The organism is Pantoea sp. Ft-CA_14 (assembly GCF_024520875.1).
Classification (GTDB): domain Bacteria; phylum Pseudomonadota; class Gammaproteobacteria; order Enterobacterales; family Enterobacteriaceae; genus Pantoea; species Pantoea agglomerans.
This window is the reverse complement of sequence record NZ_JALNPM010000003.1, coordinates 355,416-380,740: the sequence shown is the minus strand read 5'-3', so window position 1 is coordinate 380,740 and position 25,325 is coordinate 355,416. Positions and strand designations below refer to the sequence as shown.

Annotated in this window: 21 protein-coding genes; 18 read left to right on the top strand and 3 right to left on the bottom strand. The window is 49.1% G+C overall.

The genetic code is table 11. The features are described 5' to 3' along the window. Positions 1-193 precede the first annotated feature (193 nt). From NR195_RS07605 to galE, 13 genes are all read left to right on the top strand, one after another. On the top strand, positions 194-1,333 hold the full coding sequence (locus tag NR195_RS07605) for a polysaccharide export protein (protein WP_010248145.1): 1,140 nt from the start codon (positions 194-196) through the stop codon (positions 1,331-1,333). Positions 1,334-1,342: 9 nt separating this feature from the next. Next, positions 1,343-1,777 carry a protein-tyrosine-phosphatase gene (locus NR195_RS07600; RefSeq protein ID WP_010248142.1) on the top strand — a complete coding sequence of 145 codons (435 nt, stop codon included), beginning with the start codon at positions 1,343-1,345 and terminating at the stop codon, positions 1,775-1,777. Positions 1,778-1,789: 12 nt separating this feature from the next. Next, complete coding sequence (gene wzc, locus NR195_RS07595; RefSeq protein ID WP_010248139.1) at positions 1,790-3,967, top strand: tyrosine-protein kinase Wzc; 2,178 nt, start codon at positions 1,790-1,792, stop codon at positions 3,965-3,967. A gap of 277 nt (positions 3,968-4,244) precedes the next feature. Then, a complete protein-coding gene (locus NR195_RS07590; RefSeq protein ID WP_010248137.1) occupies positions 4,245-5,381 on the top strand; it encodes an EpsG family protein in 1,137 nt (378 codons plus the stop codon). 128 nt (positions 5,382-5,509) lie between these two features. Further along, positions 5,510-6,427 carry a glycosyltransferase family 2 protein gene (locus tag NR195_RS07585; RefSeq protein ID WP_010248134.1) on the top strand — a complete coding sequence of 306 codons (918 nt, stop codon included), beginning with the start codon at positions 5,510-5,512 and terminating at the stop codon, positions 6,425-6,427. 69 nt (positions 6,428-6,496) lie between these two features. Further along, positions 6,497-7,249: a glycosyltransferase family 2 protein gene (locus tag NR195_RS07580; protein ID WP_256844372.1), complete on the top strand. Its 753-nt coding sequence runs from the start codon at positions 6,497-6,499 to the stop codon at positions 7,247-7,249. A gap of 46 nt (positions 7,250-7,295) precedes the next feature. Next, the gene (locus tag NR195_RS07575; protein ID WP_010670977.1) at positions 7,296-8,330 is read left to right on the top strand and encodes a glycosyltransferase; all 1,035 of its coding nucleotides are present in this window, start codon (positions 7,296-7,298) and stop codon (positions 8,328-8,330) included. An 82-nt stretch (positions 8,331-8,412) separates the two neighbouring features. Beyond that, positions 8,413-10,629, top strand: a complete 2,217-nt coding sequence (locus NR195_RS07570) for a phage tailspike protein (RefSeq protein WP_010248126.1) — start codon at positions 8,413-8,415, stop codon at positions 10,627-10,629. A 159-nt stretch (positions 10,630-10,788) separates the two neighbouring features. Next, entirely contained in the window at positions 10,789-12,051 is a 1,263-nt protein-coding gene (wcaK, locus tag NR195_RS07565) for a colanic acid biosynthesis pyruvyl transferase WcaK (RefSeq protein WP_010248124.1), read from the top strand. Between the two features lie 4 nt (positions 12,052-12,055). Next, positions 12,056-13,279 (top strand): glycosyltransferase, encoded by a 1,224-nt coding sequence (locus NR195_RS07560; protein WP_010248122.1) that lies wholly within the window; start codon positions 12,056-12,058, stop codon positions 13,277-13,279. Then, positions 13,276-14,616, top strand: coding sequence for a lipopolysaccharide biosynthesis protein (locus tag NR195_RS07555; protein ID WP_010248120.1), 1,341 nt, complete (start codon positions 13,276-13,278; stop codon positions 14,614-14,616). The genes NR195_RS07560 and NR195_RS07555 overlap by 4 nt, the downstream gene beginning before the upstream one ends. Before the next feature lie 278 nt (positions 14,617-14,894). Continuing rightward, a complete protein-coding gene (gene galF, locus NR195_RS07550) occupies positions 14,895-15,797 on the top strand; it encodes a UTP--glucose-1-phosphate uridylyltransferase GalF (protein ID WP_010248118.1) in 903 nt (300 codons plus the stop codon). A gap of 42 nt (positions 15,798-15,839) precedes the next feature. Next, positions 15,840-16,853, top strand: a complete 1,014-nt coding sequence (gene galE / locus NR195_RS07545; protein ID WP_010670976.1) for a UDP-glucose 4-epimerase GalE — start codon at positions 15,840-15,842, stop codon at positions 16,851-16,853. Positions 16,854-16,936: 83 nt separating this feature from the next. Here galE and NR195_RS07540 read toward each other — a convergent pair whose 3' ends face one another. The 3 genes from NR195_RS07540 to rfbB are packed head-to-tail and all read right to left on the bottom strand — an operon-like array spanning position 16,937 to position 20,082. Beyond that, complete coding sequence (locus tag NR195_RS07540) at positions 16,937-18,094, bottom strand: acyltransferase (protein WP_256844371.1); 1,158 nt, start codon at positions 18,092-18,094, stop codon at positions 16,937-16,939. Between the two features lie 42 nt (positions 18,095-18,136). Continuing rightward, positions 18,137-19,000 (bottom strand): glucose-1-phosphate thymidylyltransferase RfbA, encoded by an 864-nt coding sequence (gene rfbA, locus NR195_RS07535; protein WP_033758398.1) that lies wholly within the window; start codon positions 18,998-19,000, stop codon positions 18,137-18,139. Next, on the bottom strand, positions 19,000-20,082 hold the full coding sequence (rfbB, locus tag NR195_RS07530; protein ID WP_256844370.1) for a dTDP-glucose 4,6-dehydratase: 1,083 nt from the start codon (positions 20,080-20,082) through the stop codon (positions 19,000-19,002). Before rfbB ends, rfbA begins: the two co-directional genes overlap by 1 nt. Positions 20,083-20,628: 546 nt before the next feature. Here rfbB and NR195_RS07525 point away from each other — a divergent pair. The 5 genes from NR195_RS07525 to NR195_RS07505 are packed head-to-tail and all read left to right on the top strand — an operon-like array spanning position 20,629 to position 25,298. Then, positions 20,629-20,955, top strand: a complete 327-nt coding sequence (locus NR195_RS07525) for a hypothetical protein (RefSeq protein WP_033758738.1) — start codon at positions 20,629-20,631, stop codon at positions 20,953-20,955. A 1-nt stretch (position 20,956) separates the two neighbouring features. After that, the gene (locus NR195_RS07520) at positions 20,957-21,712 is read left to right on the top strand and encodes a glycosyltransferase family 2 protein (RefSeq protein WP_256844369.1); all 756 of its coding nucleotides are present in this window, start codon (positions 20,957-20,959) and stop codon (positions 21,710-21,712) included. Positions 21,713-21,714: 2 nt separating this feature from the next. Beyond that, on the top strand, positions 21,715-23,358 hold the full coding sequence (locus NR195_RS07515) for a glycosyltransferase family 4 protein (RefSeq protein WP_256844368.1): 1,644 nt from the start codon (positions 21,715-21,717) through the stop codon (positions 23,356-23,358). Further along, positions 23,351-24,379: a hypothetical protein gene (locus NR195_RS07510; protein WP_033758394.1), complete on the top strand. Its 1,029-nt coding sequence runs from the start codon at positions 23,351-23,353 to the stop codon at positions 24,377-24,379. Before NR195_RS07515 ends, NR195_RS07510 begins: the two co-directional genes overlap by 8 nt. Continuing rightward, positions 24,366-25,298: an NAD-dependent epimerase/dehydratase family protein gene (locus tag NR195_RS07505; protein ID WP_256844367.1), complete on the top strand. Its 933-nt coding sequence runs from the start codon at positions 24,366-24,368 to the stop codon at positions 25,296-25,298. The genes NR195_RS07510 and NR195_RS07505 overlap by 14 nt, the downstream gene beginning before the upstream one ends. Positions 25,299-25,325 lie beyond the last annotated feature (27 nt).

Here is a 25,325-nt window from a genome sequence, read left to right as displayed (position 1 = left end):
GTGCATCCATAGTCCGCTATGATGCGTGGCGTTCAGGGTACACCCTGGTAGATGGCCGCTACTTATAACAAGTGGAGCAAGGATAATGAACGACAGGTTCAGTGCTTAAGTCAGGTAGGATTTACTTTTTGTTGGACGCTTACACAGCGGCGGTTTCGCCTCTATCAATAAATAACTGATAGCGAAGATCTAAATGATTACAATCAAAATGAAATTGATACCCTTGCTGGTATCCGCCACATTCCTTAGCGGGTGTACGATCGAACCAGGTTCTCACCTTTCTACATCAGGAAAAGATGTTGTTGAACAGCAGGATAGCAACTTTGACATCGATAAATATGTCAACGTCTTCCCGTTAACGCCTTCACTGGTTGAAAGGATGCGTCCGAAGCCACTGGTGGCTCAGACGAATCCTGCCCTGCAGAACGAAATTCAGAACTACGAATACCGTATCGGTGTGGGCGATGTCCTGACCGTAACGGTCTGGGACCACCCGGAACTGACCACCCCAGCGGGTCAGTACCGTAGCGCCAGCGACACCGGTAACTGGGTGCATTCTGACGGCACCATTTTCTATCCCTACATCGGTCGTGTGCGTGTAGCGGGCCGTACCGTCGGCGAAGTGCGTGACGAAGTGTCACGTCGTCTGGCTCAGTACATTGAAAGCCCACAGGTTGATGTCAGCATCGCCTCGTTCAAATCACAGAAAACCTATGTGACGGGTTCAGTGACCACTTCTGGTCAGCAGCCCATCACCAACGTTCCGTTGACGGTGCTGGATGCGATCAACGCCGCTGGCGGCCTGGCCGCTGATGCTGACTGGCGCAACGTGGTGCTGACGCACAACGGTCGTGAACAGCGCATCTCTCTGCAGGCACTGATGCAGAATGGTGACCTGAGCCAGAACCACCTCCTCTATCCAGGCGATATTCTTTACGTTCCGCGTAACGATGATCTGAAAATCTTCGTGATGGGTGAAGTGAAGCAGCAGACTACCCTGAAAATGGACCGTAGCGGCATGACGCTGGCGGAAGCACTGGGCAATGCGGCCGGGATGGATCAAACCACCTCTGACGCCACCGGTGTATTCGTTATCCGTCCACTGCACGGCACCGATCGCAACAAGATTGCCAACATCTATCAGTTGAACACCAAAGATGCGGCATCCATGGTGATGGGAACCGATTTCCAGCTCCAGCCTTACGACATCGTTTATGTCACCTCTACGCCGCTGACGCGCTGGAACCGTGTGATTGGGCAGTTGATACCGACCATCGCAGGTATCAACGATGCAACACAGGCCGCATCGCGTATCCGTACCTGGGGTAATTAAGGTCCCATCATGATTAAGTCCGTGTTAGTCGTTTGCGTTGGCAACATCTGCCGCTCTCCTACCGGAGAGCGCCTGTTTAAACGTGCGCTGCCTGATTTAGACGTTCGCTCTGCCGGCCTGGGGGCGCTTGTCGGCCACCCGGCCGACAAGACGGCGTCTGAAGTCGCTGCTGCGCAGGGTCTGTCGCTGGAAGGACATGAGGCGCAACAGTTGACGGCAGAGATGTGCCGCAACGTTGACCTGATTCTGGTGATGGAAAAGCGACATATTGAACAGGTGAATCGCATCGACCCGGCCGCGCGTGGCAAAACCATGCTGCTTGGGCACTGGCTCAATCAGAAAGAAATTGCGGATCCGTACAGAAAAAGCCGTGAGGCCTTTGAAGAGATTTACGGATTACTGGAAAACGCTACCCAGAAGTGGGTGAACGTATTAAGCCGATAGTTGGGATTATCCATGAATATAAAAAATAAGGTCAGAACCGCGCCGGGAGAGGATTCGAATGGATGGGATCTGGCGCATCTTGTGGGACAGCTAATTGATCATCGCTGGATCATTGTTGCCGTTACCGCTTTTTTCATGCTGGCGGGAACACTCTACACACTGTTTGCAACACCCATTTATAGCGCAGATGCGTTAGTTCAGGTTGAGCAGAAGAATGCCAGCACCGTTCTGAACGAAATTGACAGCATTCTGCCACCGACACCAGCCTCTGATACGGAAATCGAGATTCTGGAATCCCGTATGGTCATCGGCAAAACCGTTGACGATCTGGGTCTGGATACCGTCGTTGAGCAGAACTATTTCCCGGTTATCGGTAAAGGTCTGTCGCGCCTGATGGGCAACAAACCCGCCAGTATCGCGATTTCGCGCCTGGAAATCCCACGCACTATCGACAAACGTAACGTTGAACTGGAAGTGACCGGTCCGGATAGCTACACCGTCTCAAAAGATGGCGATGAGCTGTTCAAAGGTAAAGTCGGCCAGCTGGAGTCGCACGGCGACATCAGCATGCTGGTCAGCGAGATCCACGCTGATGAAGGCACCAGCTTCACCGTGACCAAGCTGAATAACCTGCAGGCGATCCGTTCAGTGCTCTCTAACCTGACCGTGGCAGACAAAGGTAAAGATACCGGTGTGCTGGGTCTGGAGTATCTGGGTGAAGATCCAGAGCAGATCAGCAAAGTGCTGAACCAGATTGTGAATAACTATCTGTTACAGAACGTTGAGCGCAAGTCAGCGCAGGCAGAGAAAAGCCTGGAGTTCTTACGCACTCAGCTGCCTGCCGTGCGCAGCAAGCTGGATGAAGCGGAAGACAAGCTGAACACCTTCCGTCGTCAGAACGAATCTGTTGACCTGTCACTGGAAGCGAAATCCGCTCTGGACTCCTCTGTCAGCGTGCAGAGTCAGCTGAACGAACTGACCTTCCGTGAAGCCGAAGTCTCTCAGCTGTTTACCAAAGATCACCCGACGTATCGCGCGCTGCTTGAAAAACGCAAAACGCTGGAAGGTGAGCAGGCTCAGCTGAATAAGAAAATTGCTGGCATGCCACAGACTCAGCAGGAAATCCTGCGTCTGACCCGTGACGTTCAGTCTGGTCAGGAGATCTACATGCAGCTGCTGAACCGTCAGCAGGAGCTGGGTATCAGTAAAGCGAGCACCGTGGGTGATGTCCGCATCATCGATGGCGCGCAGACCGCTAACTCGCCTGTTGCACCGAAGAAGCTGCTGATCATCGCCGCGAGCCTGATTTTCGGTCTGTTCGTGTCAGTGGGTCTGGTTCTGCTGAAAGCGCTGCTGCATCACGGCATCGAGAACCCGGATCAGCTGGAAGAGCTGGGCATGAATGTCTATGCCAGCGTTCCACTGTCAGACTGGCAGCGTAAGAAGGATACCGAAGCCCTGGCGCGTCGTGGCAGCAAGGTGAAAACCGATCCGCACGAAACGCTGCTGGCGCTGGGTAACCCGACTGACCTCTCCATCGAAGCGATTCGTAGCCTGCGTACCAGCCTGCACTTCGCGATGATGGAAGCGAAAAACAACATCCTGATGATCACCGGTGCCAGCCCGGGTATTGGTAAAACCTTTATCTGTGCCAACCTGGCGACCCTGGTCGCGAAAGCGGGTCAGCGTGTTCTGTTTATCGATGGCGACATGCGTCGTGGTTACACCCACGAACTGCTGGGCGCAGATAACAAATCAGGTCTGTCCAACGTGCTGTCCGGTAAAACTGAGTTCAGCCCGGCGCTGATTCAGCAGGGCGTGTACGGTTTCGACTTCCTGCCACGTGGTCAGGTTCCGCCGAACCCGTCTGAGCTGCTGATGCATCGTCGCATGGGTGAGCTGCTGGAGTGGGCGAGCAAGAACTACGACCTGGTGTTAATCGATACGCCGCCAATCCTGGCCGTCACCGATGCCTCTATCATCGGTAAGCTGGCCGGCACCTCACTGATGGTGGCGCGTTTCGAAGCCAACACCACCAAAGAAGTAGACGTCAGCTTCAAACGCTTTGCCCAGAACGGTATTGAGATTAAAGGTGTGATCCTCAACGCCGTGGTGCGCAAAGCCGCTAATGCCTATGGCTATGGGTATGACTACTACGCCTATGACTACGGCAAGACGAACAAAAGCTGATCATTGAGCAATAAAACAGGGGGCGGTCTGACCGCCCCTTTTTATCGTCCCTTTGAATGACGACACGCATCAATTTACACAGGTTATTCTGTCCAAACCCACAAAAGCGATACATCTATAAATCGCATGGCGAGCGTCACTCAACAGAATTCATCACCAGCCGGCATCGCCCGCACGCAATTTGTGACCGTGCAATCAGACTCGCTGTAAAGCCAGTCGGTAAGGCGAAGCGTGATTATTGCTGGCATGAGAACTTGTGGAATTAAGGAATCACACCATGGCTCCATATTGGTATGTATCAGGCTTTTTACTGCTGCTTTCGCTGTTTGAAATAGCGCTAAAAAAAGACGAACGCACAAATTATATTCTGACCTGGCTACTCTGTTTTGCCGCCGTGACTTTGATTATTTTCGGGGGAATACGCGGTCTTGGTACCGGCATGGATGACTTTCAGTACCGGAGCTTCTTCGAAGACTTTGTAAGACGTATAGAGATTAATGGCTTCTTTAATACCGTTGCGTTTTTCCGTTACGAACCGCTGATTTTTGCGATGGCCTGGCTCACCAGCCTGTTTTCGCACAATGCCAGCATCTTCCTGTTTGTCTTCTGCGCCATTGCCGTTTCCATCAACACATGGTTTTTCAGGAAGATGTCTCCGTATCCGGTGCTGGCGCTGGTGCTCTATTCGGCGCACATCTTTATCAACAAAGACATTAACCAGATTCGTTTTGGCCTGAGTTCTGCGCTGTTCCTTGGCGTTCTCTGGTCGATCTATCTCAAGCGCTACTGGTGGGCATTTGCCTTCTTTATTCTGTCGTTCACGAGCCATAACACCGGTGTCATGGTGGTGACGCTTGTGCCGTTCCTGTTTATCCGGGACTGGCGCTGGTGGCCGGTCATTATCATCGTTGCCAGTCTGCCGCTATCGGTTGTGGGTGGCTCGGGCTTTATTGCCCTGATTGCCGGTCATCTGGGATCGCTGGGAGAGAGGGCATCGGGCTATAACAATGACCCCTCCTATGCAATGGGTGGCAGCATCCTGGCCGTATCGAACCTGAAAAACATCATGCTGGTGTTCGTCTTCTTCTATTTCATGCTGACCGATAAGCTGAAGCGCGAGAATTACGCCCAGTATCGCCTTAACTATCTGCTGATTTTAAGTTTTGCCATCGGCGGAGCGATCAGGATCTTCCTGTATAACTTCCCGTCAGGTTCGCGCCTGTCCAACTATCTGCAGCAGGTCGAGCCGATCATCCTGACCTCGCTGATTTATCAGGCAAGGCGATCCTGGAAGCCAGCGCTGTATGCCATGCTGGTGTTCTTCCTGCTCTATTACCTCTACTACAACACCATTTCAACCAAACAGGCCGTTACCGGTTATGAAGTGGCGCGGGAGTTTTGGCTGATCCACTAATCAATCTGACGACCGCCTCTGGGTGACGAGTTTCACCCAGGGGCGGTCGTCGGTCAGAACACAGGTTTTTCATCGACCGTTGTCGAATGAACTGTTTATTTTTGAACTACTTTAATGAGGTGCTGGCAATGAAGGACATTCGTTTCTCCATCGTAATTCCGGCTTATAACGCGTCAGAATCGATTGTCACGACGCTGGATTGCGTTAAAGCACAAACGTATCGCAATTTCGAAGTCATCATCGTTGATGATAAATCTGCGGATGCCGCCGCGCTGGCGGATGTGGTGCGCAGCGAACGCTACCGGGATCTCGATATCAATCTGGTGCTCTCCGAGGTCAAACTCAACGGCGCTGGTGCGCGTAACAAAGGCATTGAGCTGGCGACCGGTGACTACGTCAGCTTCCTTGACGCCGATGATGAGTGGGCCGCGGACAAACTGCAGCAGGTGAGCGAAAAAATTGCTCAGCTGGACGCGCAGGGCAAAAAGAATTTCGTCATTTTCAGCCAGGTGAATATCTATCAGGATGGCACGTTCCTGAAAGTGATGCCGATGCAGCCGCCAGGCAAAAATGAAACGGTCGCGGAGTATCTGTTCGGCTGCTACGGCTTTATCCAGACCAGCACCATTGTGCTGAAGCGGGAAGACGCGGCAAAAATTCAGTTCGATACCCGCTACATCCGTCATCAGGATTATGATTTCTGCATACGTGCCGACCGCATGGGCTATGACTTTGTGATGATCGCCGCACCGCTGGCGAACTACCATCTGGTCACTAAGTTTGGCTCGAAACACAAAGGCGAATCGGTGAACTACTCGATGTTCTGGCTCGATAGCATGAAGCCGCATCTGACCCCGCGTGACATCCACACCTACAAAGCTTTTAAGCTGCCGCTGCGCTACAAGATGGATGGTAAGTCGCTGATGGCGAGCCTGAGCTTTGCGCGCTACTTCTTCCTCACCAACAAAGACAACCGTGCTTATTTTATGAACCGGGTAAAAGACAAGGTCAAAGCACGTTTCGGCGGTGAGAAAGCGATCTCCTGACGCGCGCCGCGCCTCGCTCTGCTCCTGATGCCAGGAGCGACTCTTTTTACGATTAATTCAGGGTTGAAGATGAATACTTCTGTTGGAACCGTTGGCATCGTCATGCCTATGTATAATGCACGTCAGACGGTGTTACGCGCGGTGCAATCGGTTATCAATCAGCACTATACCGACTGGCATCTCTATCTGGTCAACGATAAATCGACCGATGACTCGCTGGAATTTGTGCGTGAGCATTGTCAGGATCCGCGCATTACCATTCTGGATAACGCGGTCAACATGGGCGCAGCAGAGACCCGAAACGTCGGGCTGCGCGCGGCCACTGAAGAGATTATCGCCTTTCTCGACAGCGACGATGAGTGGCATGCGGATAAGCTGACCCAGCAGGTCGCTGCCATCGCGGCCGGTGATGATTTTGTGATTACCGAATATCACTATAAAACCCGCAAGGCTGAGCACGACATTACCTACGGCAAACCTTACCTGCAGCAGGAAAACTTTGTGAAGAAGCAGTATCGCGTCTGCTTCTCCTCCGTCTGTTTCCGCCGCCCGCCGCAGGGGCTTTTATTCCAGCGCAAAGGCCACGAAGATTTCCTGTTTTTGTATGAATTATTCACCCGCTATAAGCAGGCACGCGTAATTCAGACGATTCTGGTCAACTATTACGAATTAGGCGATTCCCTTTCCCGTAATAAGAACAAAGCGGCCCAGTGGCACCTTGAATTATTAAGAATTATCTATAAAAACAATCCTTTAAAAATCTATTACTATTACGCCTGGTATATGGTGAATGGTGTGCTGTTTACCCTTAAGCATCGTTAAGCCTGTCGGCAGGATTGTCTTTAAAATTTGAGGTGGATAGCGTTTCATGAAAAAAATTGTCCTGGTGATCAAAGATGCTTATTCGTATGCGGGCACCGAGAACATCTGTAACTTCATGTCAGAGTGTCTTGGCGAGACCCATGAAGTCACCATCTACTCGCTGGAAGGCAGTGGAAAAACCTTTTACCCGTTTGAGCACGTCAAACAGATCGTCAGCTTTGAAGGGCAGAGCAATCCGATCAAAAGCGCGGTTGCCCGGATTCACGAAGAGGGTTTCGATACCGTCTTCCTGATCAGCATGGGTCGCCTGAGCGTGATGTTCGCTTTCTGGAATCTGCTGGCGATGAAGAAGAAGCGGGGCAAAGCCTACGCCTGCGAACACATCGCCATTAACTCCTTCAGCAAACCGATTAAGTTCCTCAAGTTTCTGCTGCTGCGCTACTACGACCGCGTGATTGTCCTGACCGACAAAGATCATCAGGTGTTCAGCCGCTGGCGCATTCCCAGCAAGCAAATCCCCAACCCGGTGGTTTACAAAGACTATCAGCGCCAGACCCGTCATCGCCAGGCGCTGGCCGTAGGCCGTCTGGATAACCAGAAGGGCTTTGACCTGATGCTGGATATCTGGCGCGACTTCGCCCGCAGCCATCCTGACTGGACGCTGGTGATTGCCGGTGACGGTGAACTGCGTCAGCAACTGCATGACCAGGCGGCGGTGCTGGGCATCACCGACAGCGTGAAGTTTGTCGGTAAGGTCAGCAATATCAACGACTACTATCGCGACAGCGATATGGCGCTGATGACCTCGCGCTATGAAGGATTGCCACTGGTACTGCTGGAAGCAAAATCCTGGTCACTGCCGGTAGTGGCATATGACTGCCCGACCGGTCCACAGGAGATCATCAATCACGGGGAAGATGGTTTCCTGGTTCCGATGAACGACAAAGCCACGTTTCTGGCCCGAATGGAGCAGCTCGCCAGCGATGACGCGCTGTTCTATGCCATGAGCGAAAAAACGAAACAGACCGCGCTGAAATTCGACGGTAATCAGATTAAGCAAAGCTGGCTGTCATTGGTTTAACCGGAGCTGGAAAAGCTCACTTGCGACGTGCCTCAGGGACACCGCCATGGCCAATGGCCTTATTGACTACGGGAATTGATGCATGAAAAGAAGAGAAGTTTTACAGACCGCCGCCTCCGCTCTGGTGGGGGCTCTCTCCGTGAGCACCTTTTCCAGCTACGCTGCAAAAAGTAACGGTATCGCCCTGAAGCCGGTCGATGCCACTGACGTGCCTAAAGGCGACGTGCCAATTCTGACCCCGGAAAATGTCTACGCCATGCCACCGCAGTTCTGGCAGGGTTTTGAAGGCAAACTCTGGATTGGTAAAGCAGGTGCAGATGCCAGCAAACCGGGCAACCAGATCCCGGTCTTCCTGCGTGATGCCAGCGGCAAAGTGTCGGAGATTGCTCAGCCTATCGCGCTGAACAAAGGTAACTTTGCCCAGTTTATTCAGGACAATGCTGCGCTGATTGCCAATCCGTCACATTCGATGGCAGTAGAGGACAGTAGCGGTCAGACGCTGTTCAACATCGCAGATGTCAGCCGTCCGGGCGCTGCAGATTTCAGCCAGCGTCTGGCGCAGCCAGCAGGTTATCAGCTGATTGGTGAGATCCCGTCCGTAGCGGAGTTACGCAAAACCCGTCCGCTGTTTGAAGGGGCCAAGGTTAAGCTGAAAAGCTGGCATGAAGGACGGGAAGTCGGCGGCGGCGAGTTTGTCGGCAGCTTCCAGCCCGCTCAGAATGATGGCGGCGTAAACTTTGCCGGTGAGGGCTTTTCCTGGCGTCGCGTGGTAGACGATTTTAACCGCCTGACCCTGTTTGATTTCGGTGCGATTGCCGATGGCAAAACCGATACGGCACCCGCCATTATGGCGATGTTCCAGTGGTCACAGCAGGCAAACCAGCAGATCTGTGTCCAGTTCCCGGCCGGGACCTTCATGGTCTCAGCCTGTAACCTTGGCGATAAGTATCTCAACTTCTTCCGCATGTCCGGTGCGATGGTAAACTTCGGCTACTTCCCGGCGACCACGATTGTCTCGGATGGTAAGTCAGAGTTCGTCTTTGAGATGAATGCCCGTCGGGTTGAGCTTTCCAACCTGAACTTTAACGGCAACAGCGATAAAAGCCCCAACAAGCAGGGCTTTTTCCATAACAACTGCCCTGGCGGACAATATTTCCGTGGTGCCTGCCTGCGCTTTAACGCAGTCGGCGGCACCGCCATCAGCCTGCAGGATACTCTGGATTGTAAAATCGACCAGTGGTACGCCTCACGCTGCAGCGGCGATGTGATCAAATCGGGCTGGTCAGGTCAGAAGCAGGGCAAATGGGACCACAGCACCGCGATTGAGCTGTCGAACTTTAATGCGCAGTACTGTCGTGGTGGCAAAGTCCTCAACCTGCCGCGCTGCGGCCAGTCGATTATCCATAACGGCTGGATTGAGCACTGTGATAACCCGGGCGATCTCTCCAACGGTCAGTGGATTGTCGATGCGCTGAGCCTGGAAGATTGTAAGAATCCGCTGATCGCGCATAACACGCGCCTGAATATGCGCCAGACCAGCCTGCAGTCGGGCAGCTGGATCGACAACTCCATGCAGGGCGACCGTCTGCTCAGCATCTGGGAGATGGGATCGACCCGTGTGGAGTCCTATGGCGTCGCGCTCGATGGCAGCCTGAAGTACAACTACATCACTTCGCGCTGGCGTTTAGAGAACAACACGAATCAGGAAACCTGGTTTGATCTCGGCAGCCTCTACTCCCCGACCGTGGGTGATTCGTGGGAGATCGAAATTTTTGGTCAGTCGCAGTTCAGCAACGGCAGTGGCGATAAGCCGCTGATGGACCTGATCGGTGACAAGACCACCGGTGGCCGCGCGATGATCCATGTACAGCGCAAAAAAGATCGCTCTGAAGCGAGCTGGTCGGCCGAAGGCAGCAGCCCGATTGTCGATGTGCGCTATGTGGCTGAGCATGACACCGATGTCCGCATCTTCGTCAAACTGGCGGGCTGGACGCCGTCGGTGGCCGTGCTGGTGAAAACCACCGGTAAAGATCGCTTTGTCACCGGTCGCTGTGCGCGCGTTAACGCGAAGATGGAGAAGGGCAATCCTCCGGCGGGCGACGCGACTAAACGCGCGCCGCAGCGCTTCAGCCTGCACAACGGCAAAGCGGGCGTGGGTGCCAACGAGCAGGGCGATCTGCTGATGGCTTCCCGTCCGCTCTCCGCCGATCAGGTCGATACCAGCAAGCCGGAAGGCTTTGTTTCCGTCGTAATCAACGGCAAACAGGTCGCACTGCCTTACTTCGCCATTAAGTCGTAACACCTTGCATCACGGCCGCCACAACGGAGGCGGCCGGTTTTAACAGGAGCACTACCTTTGGGTGCGTTATCCCGTAAAGCATGACTTTAAACAGAGTTCATTTTGCCCATTGCGGATCTGGGCGGCTTACAGAATTAAAAAAATTCATTCGGAGTTGTTATGAAAATTTTATTGGTGGGTAACCATACGTGTGGAAATCGCGGGGATGGCGCGATTCTTCGTGGACTGATTGATTCAATGAAGTCTGCACGCAGTGATTTAGAAATTGATGTTATAAGCCGTTATCCAACCAGCTCCGGTTATCTGCTTCAGCAGGATATTAAGCAGGATGCGCTGTATCTGCACAACAGCAAATCAGGTAAAGGTCTGGTCGGTTCGTTCAAGCGTAAAGTCGCGAACCGCCTGATGCCTGATATCATGATGGCGCATCTGGGCAAGGGCGGGATCTTTAAGTCGTTCGCTGTACCCCCGCACCTGAAGGCGTTTACTGACAGTCTGGCAAAATATGATGCGATTATTCAGGTTGGCGGATCGTTCTTCGTTGACCTCTATGGCGTGACCCAGTTTGACCATGCGCTCTGTGCGCTGATGGCGAAAAAGCCGATCTACCTGATCGGTCACTCGGTGGGGCCGTTCCAGAACCCGCGCGTCAATGCGCTGGCAAACTTTGTCTTTGATCGGGTCGACAGCCTGGTGCTGCGTGAATCGGTCAGTCTTGACCTGATGAAGCGCGATGGCGTGACCAGTTCTAAAGTCGCGTCTGGCGTTGATACCGCTTTCCTGGTGCGCGCACGCGAAGTCGAAAATCCGAGCCATAACCTGCTCTACTGGCAGGGCATTATCGATGGACGTAAAACCATCGCGATCACCGTGCGTGAACTGGCACCGTTTGATAAACGTCTGGGTGTGACGCAGAAAGAGTATGAAGCGGCATTTGGCCGGGTGATCAATGCCATGATTGCTGAAGGCTATCAGGTTGTGGCGTTCTCAACCTGTACCGGCATCGACAGCTATGCCAAAGATGACCGCATGGTTGCACTGACCCTGCGTGACCACGTGACGCAGCCTGAACATTACCATGTCATTATGGATGAGTTTAATGACCTGGAACTGGGCATCCTGCTGAATCATTGCCATCTGACCATTGGTACCCGCCTGCACTCGGCGATTATCTCCATGAACTTTGGCACCCCGGCTGTGGCGATCAACTACGAGCACAAGTCGATGGGTGTGATGAACCAGCTTGGTCTGCCGCAGATGGCAACCGATGTGAAAAGCCTGATGGATGGCTCGCTAATCGACAAGGTGAAAACTGTGCTTGCCGATTACGATAACATCAAGCTTAAGGTCGACACGGCCGTTGCGAATGAAAGGGAAATTGGCAACCGGATCACTGAAGAGATTCTCAAAGTATTAGGGTAATGTGATGAAACTGACTTTTTTCACCATGCGTTTCCCGGTTGCCTCTGAGACATTCGTATTAAATCAGGTAACCCACTTTATTGATGCCGGTTACGAGGTGGAGATTATTTCAGTCTTTCCCGGCGATTTAGTGAACCGGCATGCCGCTTTTGATGAGTATGGTCTGGCGGCGAAGACGCATTATCTGCTGCCGGAAGAGAAGATCTCGATTGTCGATAAGCTGAACCAGCGCATCAAGCTGGTGCTGCCAAAAGTGACGAAGCCGTCGCTGCTGCGTTCGCTGAATGTGCGCCGTTATGGCGCACAGTCCAGCAAACTGCTGCTGCCGTCGATTGTGGCGAATGCAAAGCAGACCTTCACCGCAGATGTGTTCCTGGTGCATTTCGGCTATGCCGGTGCCCTGGCGAACAAGCTGCGTGAGCTGGGCGTGCTCAAGGGTAAACAGGCGACCGTGTTTCACGGCGCCGATATTTCCCGTCGTCACATTCTGGAAGAGCACAAACTCGACTATGTGAATCTGTTCCGCCAGAGTGAGCTGATGCTGCCTATCAGCAATCTGTGGAAGAACAAGCTGATTGAGATGGGCTGCCCGCCGGAAAAAATTCATGTTACGCGTATGGGCATTGAGCCGGAAAAGTTTAACTTCCAGCCGCGCCAGGCGTTTCAGACGCCGCTGCGTATCGTTTCGGTGGCACGTCTGACCGAGAAGAAAGGGCTGGATGTGGCGGTCAAAGCCAGCGCCATCCTGAAGCAACGTGGCGGTCAGTTTCAGTACACCATTATCGGTAACGGCGATCAGGATGAGATGATGCGTGATTTCATCGCCCGCGAGGGGATGGAAGATTGCGTCAGCATGCCGGGCTTTAAACCGCAGGAGGAGATCCGTCGCGCACTGAGTGAGGCTGACATCTTCCTGCTGCCCTCCAAAACCGCCGCAGATGGCGATATGGAAGGTATTCCGGTTGCACTGATGGAGGCGATGGCGGTCGGCCTGCCGGTGGTCTCAACCTTCCACAGCGGCATTCCGGAGCTGATCGAAAACAACGTTTCTGGCTGGCTGGTGGAAGAGGACGATCCTGAGGCGCTGGCGGAGACGCTGCTGAAGCTCTCTCAGGGTGAAGTGGATGTGGCGCCCGTGGTTGCGGCCGCCCGTCACAAAGTTGAGACTGAATTCAATCAGCATATCGCCTACGGCGAACTGGCACAGATTCTGGAGCGACTGGTGTGAGTGGATTTAAGTCACAGGCGATTTGGCTGTTCGGCAGCACCTGCTTCTCGGCAGTGCTGCAGGTTGCACAGCTAAGCTTTCTCGCCCGCAAACTGGAAACCCACGAGCTGGGTCTGTTAGCCATCATCAACGCCATCCTCGCGGTGGCGGGTGTGTTGCAGGATATGGGGATGAGCAGTTATCTGGTGCATCGCCAGAACATTACCCGTCGTGAGCAGAGCACCATCTACTGGGTGAACGTCTCACTCAGCTTGTGTACTGGCCTGATCATGCTGCTGATCGCCTTCCCGGTTTCCTGGTTCTATCACCTGCCGGAGCTGGTAGGTCTGATCATGCTGACCAGCCTCAACTTCCTGGTGCTGGGGCATCTGTCGCAGTATCAGGCGCACTACATCAAAACCAAGCGGATGGTTTCGCTGGCGAAGATTGAGATGGGCACCAAGCTGTTTGCCTTCCTCTGTGTGGTGGCGATGCTGGAGTTCACCTCGCTCACCGTAGCGGCGGCGATTCTCGGTCTGTTCATTAACGCCTTTACCCGCATCCTCTGCATGATTGCGCTGGGTGAGAAGTCGTGGCGTCCGACCTGGGAGTTTGATAAAGCGACCTTTATTGGCGCGATTCGCTACGGCAGCTATCAGCTCGGCTCGCAGACCATTAACCAGCTGCGTACCCAGGCCGATGCGCTGGTAGTGGGTAAAGTGATGGGTGCCGAGATGCTGGGTGTTTACTCGCTGGCGAAAGAGCTGGTGCTGCAACCGCTGAAGCTGGTGACGCCGGTGATTAACCGACTGGCACTGCCGCGCTTTGCAGAGAAGCAGCACGATGCCGAGCAGCTGAAGAAGCTGTTCCTCAAAGGCACGCTGGGGATTATGCTGTTCAGCAGCGCGATGTACCTGGTGATTGGCATCTTCTCGCCGGTTATCGTTCGTGTGCTCTACGGCGCATCCCACGAGCAGGTCTATCATCTGATTCCGCTGATGCTGCTGTTTGGTATGCTGCGGCCGATGGGCGGACTGACCGGGGCAATTTCCCAGGCCAACGGACGGACCAACGTTGAGTTCTACTGGAACATCGTGGCGAGTATTGTGGTTCTGGCGGTGCTGGCAACCACCTTTATCTGGCCGAACGTGCTCTATGTGGCGCTGACGCTTTCCATCTCGCAGATTCTGATCTCGGCACTGGCTCATCCATTCTTTATCAAGCCGGTGATTGGCATTCGGTTTATCCCTTATGCCCGACAGTGGGTGGCGGTGTCGGTGGTATTTGTCGGCATAATGTTGCTGGTGAATCACTTTAATCTGTTTGTGATGCCAGAGTGGTTTGAAGGCTGGTTGTAATCACAATTGCGTTATATCAACGGGCGGCCTCAGGGTCGCCCGTTTTCATTTATGGCTGGTCTCAGCCGCGCGGCGACCAGGGGTGGAAATAACAGAGGCGATATTCGATTACTGATTGTCTTTATTCAGTTTATGCCGTTGCTGGCAATGGGCAAAATGCCGAATTTCCAAGTTATGACAGAGAGTTACTGTCCGATTTTCAGATAAAGATTATACTTGCTCTTCCGGCCGATCCTGCATAATCGACCCACATCTTCATTTTATTAAACGGAATAAATATGACCAAGCTTAAAGCAGTAATCCCGGTTGCGGGCCTCGGTATGCATATGCTCCCTGCGACTAAAGCCATTCCGAAAGAGATGCTGCCTGTCGTCGACAAACCGATGATCCAGTACATCATTGACGAGTGTGTTGCCGCGGGTATTAAAGAGATTGTGCTGGTCACGCATGCATCGAAAAATGCCGTAGAAAACCATTTCGACACCACCTATGAGCTCGAAGCGCTGCTTGAAGCGCGCGTGAAGCGTCAGCTGCTGAGCGAAGTGCAGTCTATCTGCCCGCCAGGCGTAACCATCATGAACGTGCGCCAGGCGCAGCCGCTGGGTCTGGGCCACTCGATTCTCTGTGCCCGTCCGATGATCGGTGATAATCCGTTCGTGGTCGTGCTGCCTGACGTGCTGCTGGATGATTCTACCGCTGACCACATGCGTTACAACCTCGCAGCAATGGTTGCCCGTTTTGAAGAGACCGGCCACAGCCAGGTCCTGGCGCAGCATATGCCCGCGTCCAATCTCACTGAGTACTCGGTAATCACCACTGCAGAGCCGATTGATCACCCTGGCGACATCAGCACCATTACCGATTTCGTTGAGAAGCCTGAAGATACCGCCGGACTGAACTCTGACCTGGCTGCGGTAGGCCGCTATGTCCTTTCTGCTGATATCTGGGCCGAACTGGAGCGCACTGAGCCAGGCGCGTGGGGCCGTATCCAGCTGACCGATGCGATTGCCAGCCTGAGCAAACATAAAACCGTTGATGTTTCGCTGCTGACCGGTCACAGTTTTGACTGCGGTCGTAAGCTCGGTTACATGCAGGCGTTTGTCTCTTACGGCCTGCGCAGCAACGCGCAGGGTCGCGATTTCCGCGAAGCTATCCAGACCATCCTCGCAAAACAACAGTAATTTATTTGCCGCGTCCTGCGCGGCAGATTGAAAGGAGCTCACATGGCAATTTTAGTCACGGGCGGAGCAGGATATATCGGCTCCCATACGGTACTGGCGCTGTTGCAGCGCGGTGATGATGTTGTGGTTCTGGATAACCTCTGCAATGCCTCACGCGAAGCGATTAACCGCGTTGAGAAACTGGCAGGCAAAAAAGCGACCTTCGTTGAAGGCGATATCCGTGATCGCGCCTGTCTGCGTGACCTGTTTGCATCCAACAGCATTTCAGCCGTGATCCACTTTGCTGCGCTTAAAGCCGTCGGTGAATCTACGCGTATGCCGCTGGAGTACTACGAGAACAACGTCGCGGGCACCGTGGTGCTGCTGGAAGAGATGCGTGATGCCGGCGTCTGGAACTTTATCTTCAGCTCATCAGCAACCGTTTATGGCGCAGATGCCCCGGTTCCTTACGTTGAGACCACCCCGATTGGCGGCACCACCAGTCCATACGGCACCTCTAAGCTGATGACCGAATTCGTGATGCGCGACTTCGCCAAAGCGGAGCCGAAGTTCAAGGCGATTGCGCTGCGTTACTTCAATCCGGTTGGCGCGCATGAGTCAGGCGAAATCGGTGAAGATCCGGCGGGCATCCCAAACAACCTGCTGCCGTACATTGCACAGGTTGCGATTGGCCGTCTGGAGAAGCTGGGCGTGTTTGGCGGTGATTACGATACGCCAGATGGTACCTGTCTGCGTGACTACATCCATGTCGTTGACCTGGCGGAAGGGCATCTGAAAGCACTGGATTATCTGAGCAAAGTCGAGGGCTACACCGCCTTTAACCTGGGCGGCGGCAAAGGCTTCTCGGTGCTGGAGATGATCAAAGCGTTTGAGAAGGCGTCCGGCAAGGCGATCCCGTTTGAGATCAAGCCACGTCGCGATGGCGACCTGCCTGCGTTCTGGGCCGATGCGTCACTGGCAAACACCACGCTCGACTGGCGCGTGACGCGCGGCATCGATGAGATGATGCGCGATACGTGGAACTGGCAGAGCAAGAACCCGGATGGGTTCAGGTAGTTGAGAAAAAGGCGAACTCAGGTTCGCCTTTTTTACGCCATAAATTCGTTAGGGCTACTGCAACGGATTGCACTGCTCGGGAATCATCCGGCCGTGACTTCATATTTACGGGCTACATTCCGGCCTTTATTTCGTAAAGGCACTTCCAGGTAGCGATAGCTCAATTCAGATGAAACAAAAATCAGGCCTAATGCAGCTATTGTCATCCACAGTGATCTCATGTACGAATCTCCAGCAGCAAAACCGTAATGGACCATAATGCGCACTGTTGATTCCTGAACGAAATAAATCACTGGCATATGTGCCAGGTAGATACTGTATGATCGGGATGCAATCCAGCTCATTGATCGAGAAACGATCCCTTTACTTCCGGGCGACATAAAAAAGCCACTGTCCCATGAAGCTATATAGACCAGCAATGTTGAAATCATTGCTAAAGAACCAAAGAGATAAACAGAACCTTTTAATGCGGCCGGGATGGCGAAAAGCGAAAACAGTAGAAAAATATTCACCAGGTAGCGGAGGTACCATCGTTCTAATATACCGGGTTTAATTTTACTACCTAGCGACAGCTTAAACATGGCTAAGAGAACACCAAAAATAAGGCCGTGATAGCGGAAGTTAGGACTCCAGTCACCTTGCTGTACAATGTAGAGAAGGAAAACAGCCAGTAGCGAGAGCGTGGTCACTTTCCAGCTCGTTCTCATGAAAAGAAGGATGAAAGGTGCTACAAAATAAAACTGCTCTTCTAGCGATAAAGACCAGTAGGGGCCGTAAGTTGGCAAATAACCTAGTTCAAGAAGATAGCCGGAAAAAATATTGAATGAAAAAGTAATAATGGTAATGCAATAAATAACGTTGTGCCTGAATTCTCCAAATGCGTTAGTAACATTATAAAAAGCTGAAAAAAACAAGACGACAAACATCCAGAACCATGACGCTGGAAGCAACCTGTATATTCTTTTAACAAAAAAAGGAATAATAGTGTGCCTGAAAATTTGTGAAGGTGATTGTTTACTATCCCGATGAGTGAGCAGATTCGTTGCAATCAGGTAGCCCGAAATAGCAAAGAAAAGATCTACCCCAGGCCAGAACTCAACGTACTTGTTGATATTTTGAAGTAATTGATGCTTGCTCCAGATATAGAGGGTGGGCAAATGTTCAAGAAGAACAGCAACTATTGCAAAAAATCTCAGGTACTCAATTTCGATATTGAGTTTGCCTTTTTTTACCATACTCATCACCACTTCCAAGGGATTATGGCGGGAAGCCCCGCCTGAAGATTATTTTACCAATCCCATAAGGTACTGACCGTATTCTGTCTTAGACAATTTCTGACCTTCGTTATAAACATCCTGACTTGAAAGCCAGCCATTTTTGAAGGCGATTTCTTCAAGGCAGGCCACTTTGAATCCCTGCCTTTTTTCAATCGTATGAATGAACTGAGAAGCTTCGATCAAACTGTCATGCGTTCCAGTATCAAGCCATGCAAAACCACGACCTAAAAGTTCTACATTCAGCGTATTCTGCTCTAAGTAGAGACGGTTGAGATCGGTGATTTCAAGCTCACCACGGTGAGATGGTTTTAATGTACGCGCATAATCTGTGACATTGTTATCGTAAAAATATAAACCTGTAATAGCCCAGTTGGATTTTGGTTGGGAAGGCTTTTCTTCCAGCGATAAGGCCTTAAAGTTTTCATCAAACTCGACAACGCCAAAACGCTCAGGATCTTTAACCTGATAACCGAACACTGTAGCGCCGGCGGTATTCGCAGACGTGCGTGCCAGAACCGGGGCAAAGCCTTGACCAAAGAAGATATTATCTCCAAGGACTAACGCACAACTTTCATTGTTGATGAATTTTTCACCAATAATAAAAGCCTGAGCAAGGCCATCCGGACTCGCCTGAATAGCATAACTCAGGTTAATACCGAACTGGCTACCGTCGCCCATCAGCCTGACAAAGGAAGCATGATCATCAGGTGTTGTAATGATCAGGATATCCCTTATCCCCGCCAGCATGAGCACAGAAACCGGATAGTAAATCATAGGTTTGTCATATACAGGCAGCAGCTGCTTAGAAACACCTTTCGTGATTGGGTATAACCGAGTGCCAGAACCACCGGCAAGAACGATACCTTTCATTATAATTCCTCACCTAAATTATTTTCCAAACCCAGTCGCTGACCCTGATAAGAACCGTCCTGAACGCGTTTCCACCACCATTCGTTTTCCAGATACCACTCAACAGTCTTGCGCAAACCGGTTGCGAAAGACTCCTGTGGGACCCAGCCTAATTCACGTTCAATCTTTGAAGCATCAATAGCGTAACGAAGGTCATGCCCTGGCCGATCCTTGACGAAAGTAATCAGCTCTCGGTAGCTGCTGAGGTTGGGTATGTTTGACGGAGAAAGTTCATCAAGAATGTCACAGATAGTCTGGACAACCGTAAGGTTCGTCTGCTCATTGTGACCACCAATATTGTAAGTCTGGCCAATCACACCTTTTTTAACGACTTCCTGAAGTGCTCTGGCGTGATCTTCAACATATAACCAGTCACGAATCTGGCTCCCATTGCCGTAGACCGGTAGAGGTTTACCATGGAGAGCATTAAGAATGGTCAGTGGTATCAATTTTTCTGGGAAATGATAAGGACCATAATTATTAGAGCAATTTGTCACCAGAACGGGCAGGTTATAGGTCCGATGCCATGCTCGTACAAGATGGTCGCTGCTCGCTTTTGACGCAGAATAGGGGCTGCTTGGCGAGTAGGGCGTAGTCTCTGTGAACAAATCAGAAGTGTTGTGCAAATCACCGTACACTTCATCAGTTGAGATGTGGTGAAAACGAAAGCCCGCTTTATCGGTATCACTCAACTGGCTATAAAACAGGCGTGAAGCTTCCAGCAGATTATAGGTGCCAATGATGTTTGTCTGGATAAAAGCTCCGGGTCCATCAATAGAGCGATCAACATGACTTTCAGCTGCTAAGTGCATGATTGCATTAGGTTTGAAAGAGTTGATAACTGATTTCATTGCATCATAATCGCAGATGTCAGCTTCAACAAAAGAAAATCCGGGTGAATTTTCAATCGTTTTTAGTGAGTCAAGATTACCCGCGTAAGTTAAAGCATCGACAACCAATACTTCATTATCCTGGTCAGTAACGAGAAGTCTCACTACAGCTGACCCGATAAAACCCGCACCGCCAGTAACTAAAATTTTCATACTTTTCCCGAAGATTAGCATTTTTCTTGCACGGCTGGATTATCTCATGCCGTACGAAACTGATGTCAATAACTCATCATTATGACGAGTTAATCCAGCCTTGACCAGTTCAGCACACCACGTCATGGCTAAATTCAGTCATTGTTATCAAGGTGACTGCTGCATTAGTTATTAGTAGTTTGCATATAATAACTTGGCTTATTTAATTAAGAGATCTATACCATTCATCAATTATTTATGCAGAAGATCACTTCACAATCCCTCCGCCATATTTCGAAGAAAGGTGCTACCGTGTTAGAATTGAGAGGTTTTTTCCAAGGACTGACAGCGCCTGGATCGTCTTTTTTTCACCGGGAAAAGTTGGAAAAAGTAAACATATCAGAAACTTAAGTTTTTTGATCTACATTGATGAAGAGTTAATGAGCATTTTAGTCGCTACAGCTAAGGGCGGTAGCGTGGTCATTTTCATCATATTTTCCTGTGTACTCGACTTATCCTCGTTAAGAAATAACTGCTATGTGGATAGGTATTTTTAGGGTTAATCTTATGGAAATTAACAAGGTAGACCAGTTCGTGCGTGGTTGGTTTGTTGGCGGTTTTGAGCCTACTCTTTATAAAACAACCGATGTGGAAGTCGCTGTACAGCACTTCAAAGCAGGTGATAAAGAGGCCAGCCATTGCCACAAAATCGCTACAGAAATCACTGTAATCGTCAGTGGTAAAGCATTAATGAACGGTAAACTCATCAACGCAGGAGAGGTAGTCAAAATCTCTCCCGGTGAGTACACAGATTTTGAAGCAATCGAAGACACTGTAACAACAGTGGTAAAAGTTCCCGGCGCATTAAATGATAAATATCTTAAGGCAGAGTAAAATGTTAAATATCGTTGTCCCTATGGCAGGTCGAGGCAGTCGGTTCGCGAAAGAAGGTTACACTGATCCAAAACCTTTAATTCCAATTAATGATAAACGCATGATTGAAGTTGTAATAAATAATTTAAAACCTAATCAGCCGCATAAGTTTATCTTTATTTGCCAGCAAGAACATATTGAAAAATATAATTTATCAACAAAGCTCAATGAATGGGCGCCAGGGTGCGAAATTGTTGGTATTAATGGCGTCACAGATGGCGCCGCTTGCACTGTCTTGTGCGCACAGCATTTAATAGATAACGATCAGCCATTAATGATAGCAAATTCTGATCAGTGGATTGATATTGATATAAACGATTATTTAAATTATATGGATCATGAAAAACTTTCAGGCTTAATAATGACTATGTCTGCAAATGATCCCAAATGGTCATATGCTGAATTAAATGAAGATGGAAAAGTTATTCGTGTTGTAGAAAAAGAAGTTGTATCGGAAGAAGCAACTGTAGGTATCTATAATTTCAAACATGGAGCTGATTTTTGTCGCAACGCTCAAAAAATGATTGATCTTGACGAACGCACCAATGGCGAGTTCTATGTGGCCCCTGTTTATACATTGATGTACCGCGATGATAACGCAAACATTGGTGTTTATAACATTGGTGCTGAAGCCAACGGAATGTATGGTTTAGGCATCCCTTCTGATTTGAAATTATTTTTATCACTCGACGTTGCAAAGAAGGCACTGGACTTTTAAGTATGACAAATGCCAAGAAAAAAATATGCCTCATTGGTCATGAGTGCGGCTATTATAAAGGACAAGGTGGTATTGCCACCTATATAGAACATACAGCAAAAGGATTTAGTAAGTTAGGATATGAAGTCCATACGATTTTTTTGCACGGCAGCGATCTGGATGATCCAGAAATAACATGCTGGAAAATAAAAGATAACTACAGCATTTTCAAAAATTCAAAAGCTATTGACGAAGTACTGTCGCAAATAAAACCAGACTTTGTTGAAGTTACCGACTTTATCGGTCTTGCGAGTTATACGCTTGCAAAGCGTGCGCTCGAGGGGCTGGATTATTCCTGTCGTTTTATCACTAACAATCATACGGGCATCCGTGAGGTGTGGGAGTGGGGAACAGCACTTGATTTTATGGAGTGTGCTCCGCCGTGGATGATCGAGATGTATCAGTATGAGAGAGCACAATCAATTCTGAGCGATGCTAATTTCTCGACTTCCAACTTTCTTGCAAATTACCTCAGTACTTTACACGATACTAAAGTTCATACCTGTCCATCTTATTATCCGCTTGCTGAACAAGCTATCCCGCCAGTCAGAGATAATAGCGGAACTATTGAGATTCTTTCGCTGGGTCGATTTGAGCTCAGGAAAAAACAGGAACTGCTGATACTGGCTGCCTGCGAATTAATGGTCGAAGGTCTTGATCTGCATGTAACATTAATCGGAAACAGCGGAGATGATTTTTATGATCGCCGTGATTATATGGATACATGCTATGGCCTTATTCCATTGGAACTAAAAAGTAAATTTAGTTTTTATGACTTTATTCCCTATAAGGAATTACAAAAGCAATATAAAAACTATGATCTGTTCGTCATTCCATCGCCTTATGAGAACTTCCCTAATACTGCGTTAGAAGCCATCAACTATGGCCTGATTGTAGCTGGCAGTAAAACCAGCGGGATAGCTGATATGAGCGGATCCGCAGCCGAAAAACTCTGTTTCGAGAAAAACTCCGTTGATTCTATCAAGAAGGTGTTGACGGGGTTTAGCAGTATGAGTCGTGACGAAAAAGAAGAGATCAGAAAAGTTCAGCGTGAATCACTCAAAACGCTGGTCAGCTTTGAGAGTGCTATTGTCAACAGAGTGAATCAGTACGAAAGTATTGAAATGAAATCTACTCTTGTCCGTCCTCTTCGTGAAAAATGTCTTTTCGTTACTATGAGAGATGATGCACGTCTTGAATATCTGTTGTTGGGTGATAAGAGGATTCATATTGATAGTAATGAGGCTTATCAATTGATGAATGCAGCAGAATATATGATTATTCTGCCTTCTGACAATTTTGACGATGCGATCGTAGAAAAGAATTATTTCCCAGAAAAGAATATTATTTCTGCTTTTTCTTATCATCATCCTTATGGGACCGTTCTGGATATCAATAAATCCAGAAAAGCTTTCTCACAAATGACCATCAATGTCGCTGATATCTCTATCAGTAAGCATGTCAAAACGTCCAGACTGATTGCAGAAATACTTTTCTCTTGCAAAGATGTCGTTTTCTTCAGGGAAGACTCATCCAGAGTTGAAAAGGGTATTGGCATTGACTTAATGTATGAACTTGACCTGTTGAGATATAAATATAATGGTTAATAAAATTTCTGTGATTATTCATGGTCCTCTTGAAGAGGATTTTTTAGAAAAAAACTTAAATGCACTTCAAAAACAATTGAGCGATGTGAAAGTTTTCATATCGACATATAAAAAAGATGCAGAGAAAGTTCAAAACCTTCTAAATAATAAAAATCTGAATATTCGGGATAACATTAAGGTCTTGGGCTGTGATGATGTTTTTAACCCTGGTTTTTTTAATATAAATCGTCAGATAAACCTGGTTAATGCGGCATTAGATGTTATTGACAAAGACTCTTTTGTCATCAAAGTCAGGATGGACCAGACAGTTAACTTTTCTTCTTTGATGAGAATGGTAAAGACCTTTTCATCGGATGTTAATGGTAAGTTGATTACGACTAACTGTTACACCCGCGCAGACCGCTGGTATCATCCATCAGATATGTTACTTGCAGGTGACTACAAGGTATTAAGAGATTACTACCCTGTGGACTTCTTTAGAGAAACACATATGGATAACATTCTTCTGATAAGAGAATTAGTTAAAAACAACCATGTGAAAGATTTTTATAACTACTGGCCGGAGTCTCGCCTTTTTACAAATTTTGTAAAAAAGAGAGGGGGTGTTATAAAAGAGTCTGCTGAAGACAGTCTTGAAAAGCTTAAAACCCACGTTTTCGTTATTAATAGTTGGGATGTTTCTCTGAAATGGAAGAAATTTTTAAAAGGATGGATTCCTGTCCTGCCTTATACTTTTAAAATGGCTCCTTTCAGAGACGGTCCAGAAGAAGATGCTTATAATTTCAAAGCAAGTGATCTTAATGCCGTTCCCTCCAAAACAAAAGAGAGTGTTTTTATAAGGCTCTCAAAAATTTATTTCAAAACAGGAATGTATCACTTCAATCCACTCTTCTTTAGCTATCGTAATTTCCTGCTAAGAGTTGGGCGTAAAGTGTTCGATATTTCTTTAAAGTTCATTCCGCCTATTTTTCATCATACCCTCGTAACAATAGGTCGAAAATTTTATTATGCTATCAAGTAATCTATATATCGTTGGCTGGCGCGGTTATATTGGCCAGTCTCTGTTGAATTATTTGGGCAGAACTGGTTTTACTAAGCGAGTGTTTCTTTATAGTCGTAACAATGAGGTAGAGAGTATTACTCATGACTTTATTGATGCTACGCTGTGTCAGCACGATGATTTTGTTAGCAAAATTGCTCAGGATAATGATCCTGTTGTCTATTATCTGGCCAATAGCATCTCTCCAGCAGAATCGCAGAGTCGTGCTATTGAAAGCGTGAATACTAATCTCCTGCCTTTTATCCGTTTTCTTGAAGATATAAAATCCATAGCGAGTAAGGTTACTTTTATTTTTGCTTCATCCGGTGGAACTATTTATGGAGACACCGGTGGAGAAAAATGTCGTGAGGATCATGCTCTTTCGCCGAAAACTATTTATGCGGCAAATAAACTAGCTCAGGAATCTTATCTTCAGGTTTATCATTGTAACTATGGGTTGAATTATCGGGTATTACGAATTGCGAACCCCTACGGACCTGGACAGGTATTCAAAGGTGGGCAGGGGCTTATTCCCGCAATCATGGATTCTTATAAAAAGAAGACTCCAGTCAAAATTTATGGCGATGGTTCAGCCTCACGTGATTATATTTATATCGATGATCTTCATGACTGCTTTATAAAGTCCGCAGTCTATAAAGGCGATGTGAGAATCTTCAATGTCGGTTCAGATTCGAAATATTCTATTCTTGATATTATCGATAACTTCAATCGGCATGGTATTGTTGTTGATACTGTTAAAGTGAAAAGCGCTGTATCAGTTGTTAATTCTATATCCCTGGATATTACACGTGCTAAACGAGAGTTTAACTGGTCACCTCAAACAAGTCTTGAAGATGGTTTAAAAAAATACATTGAATGGTATGAATTAACCCTACAGTAAATCAAGACATGAAATCAAAGTAACGTG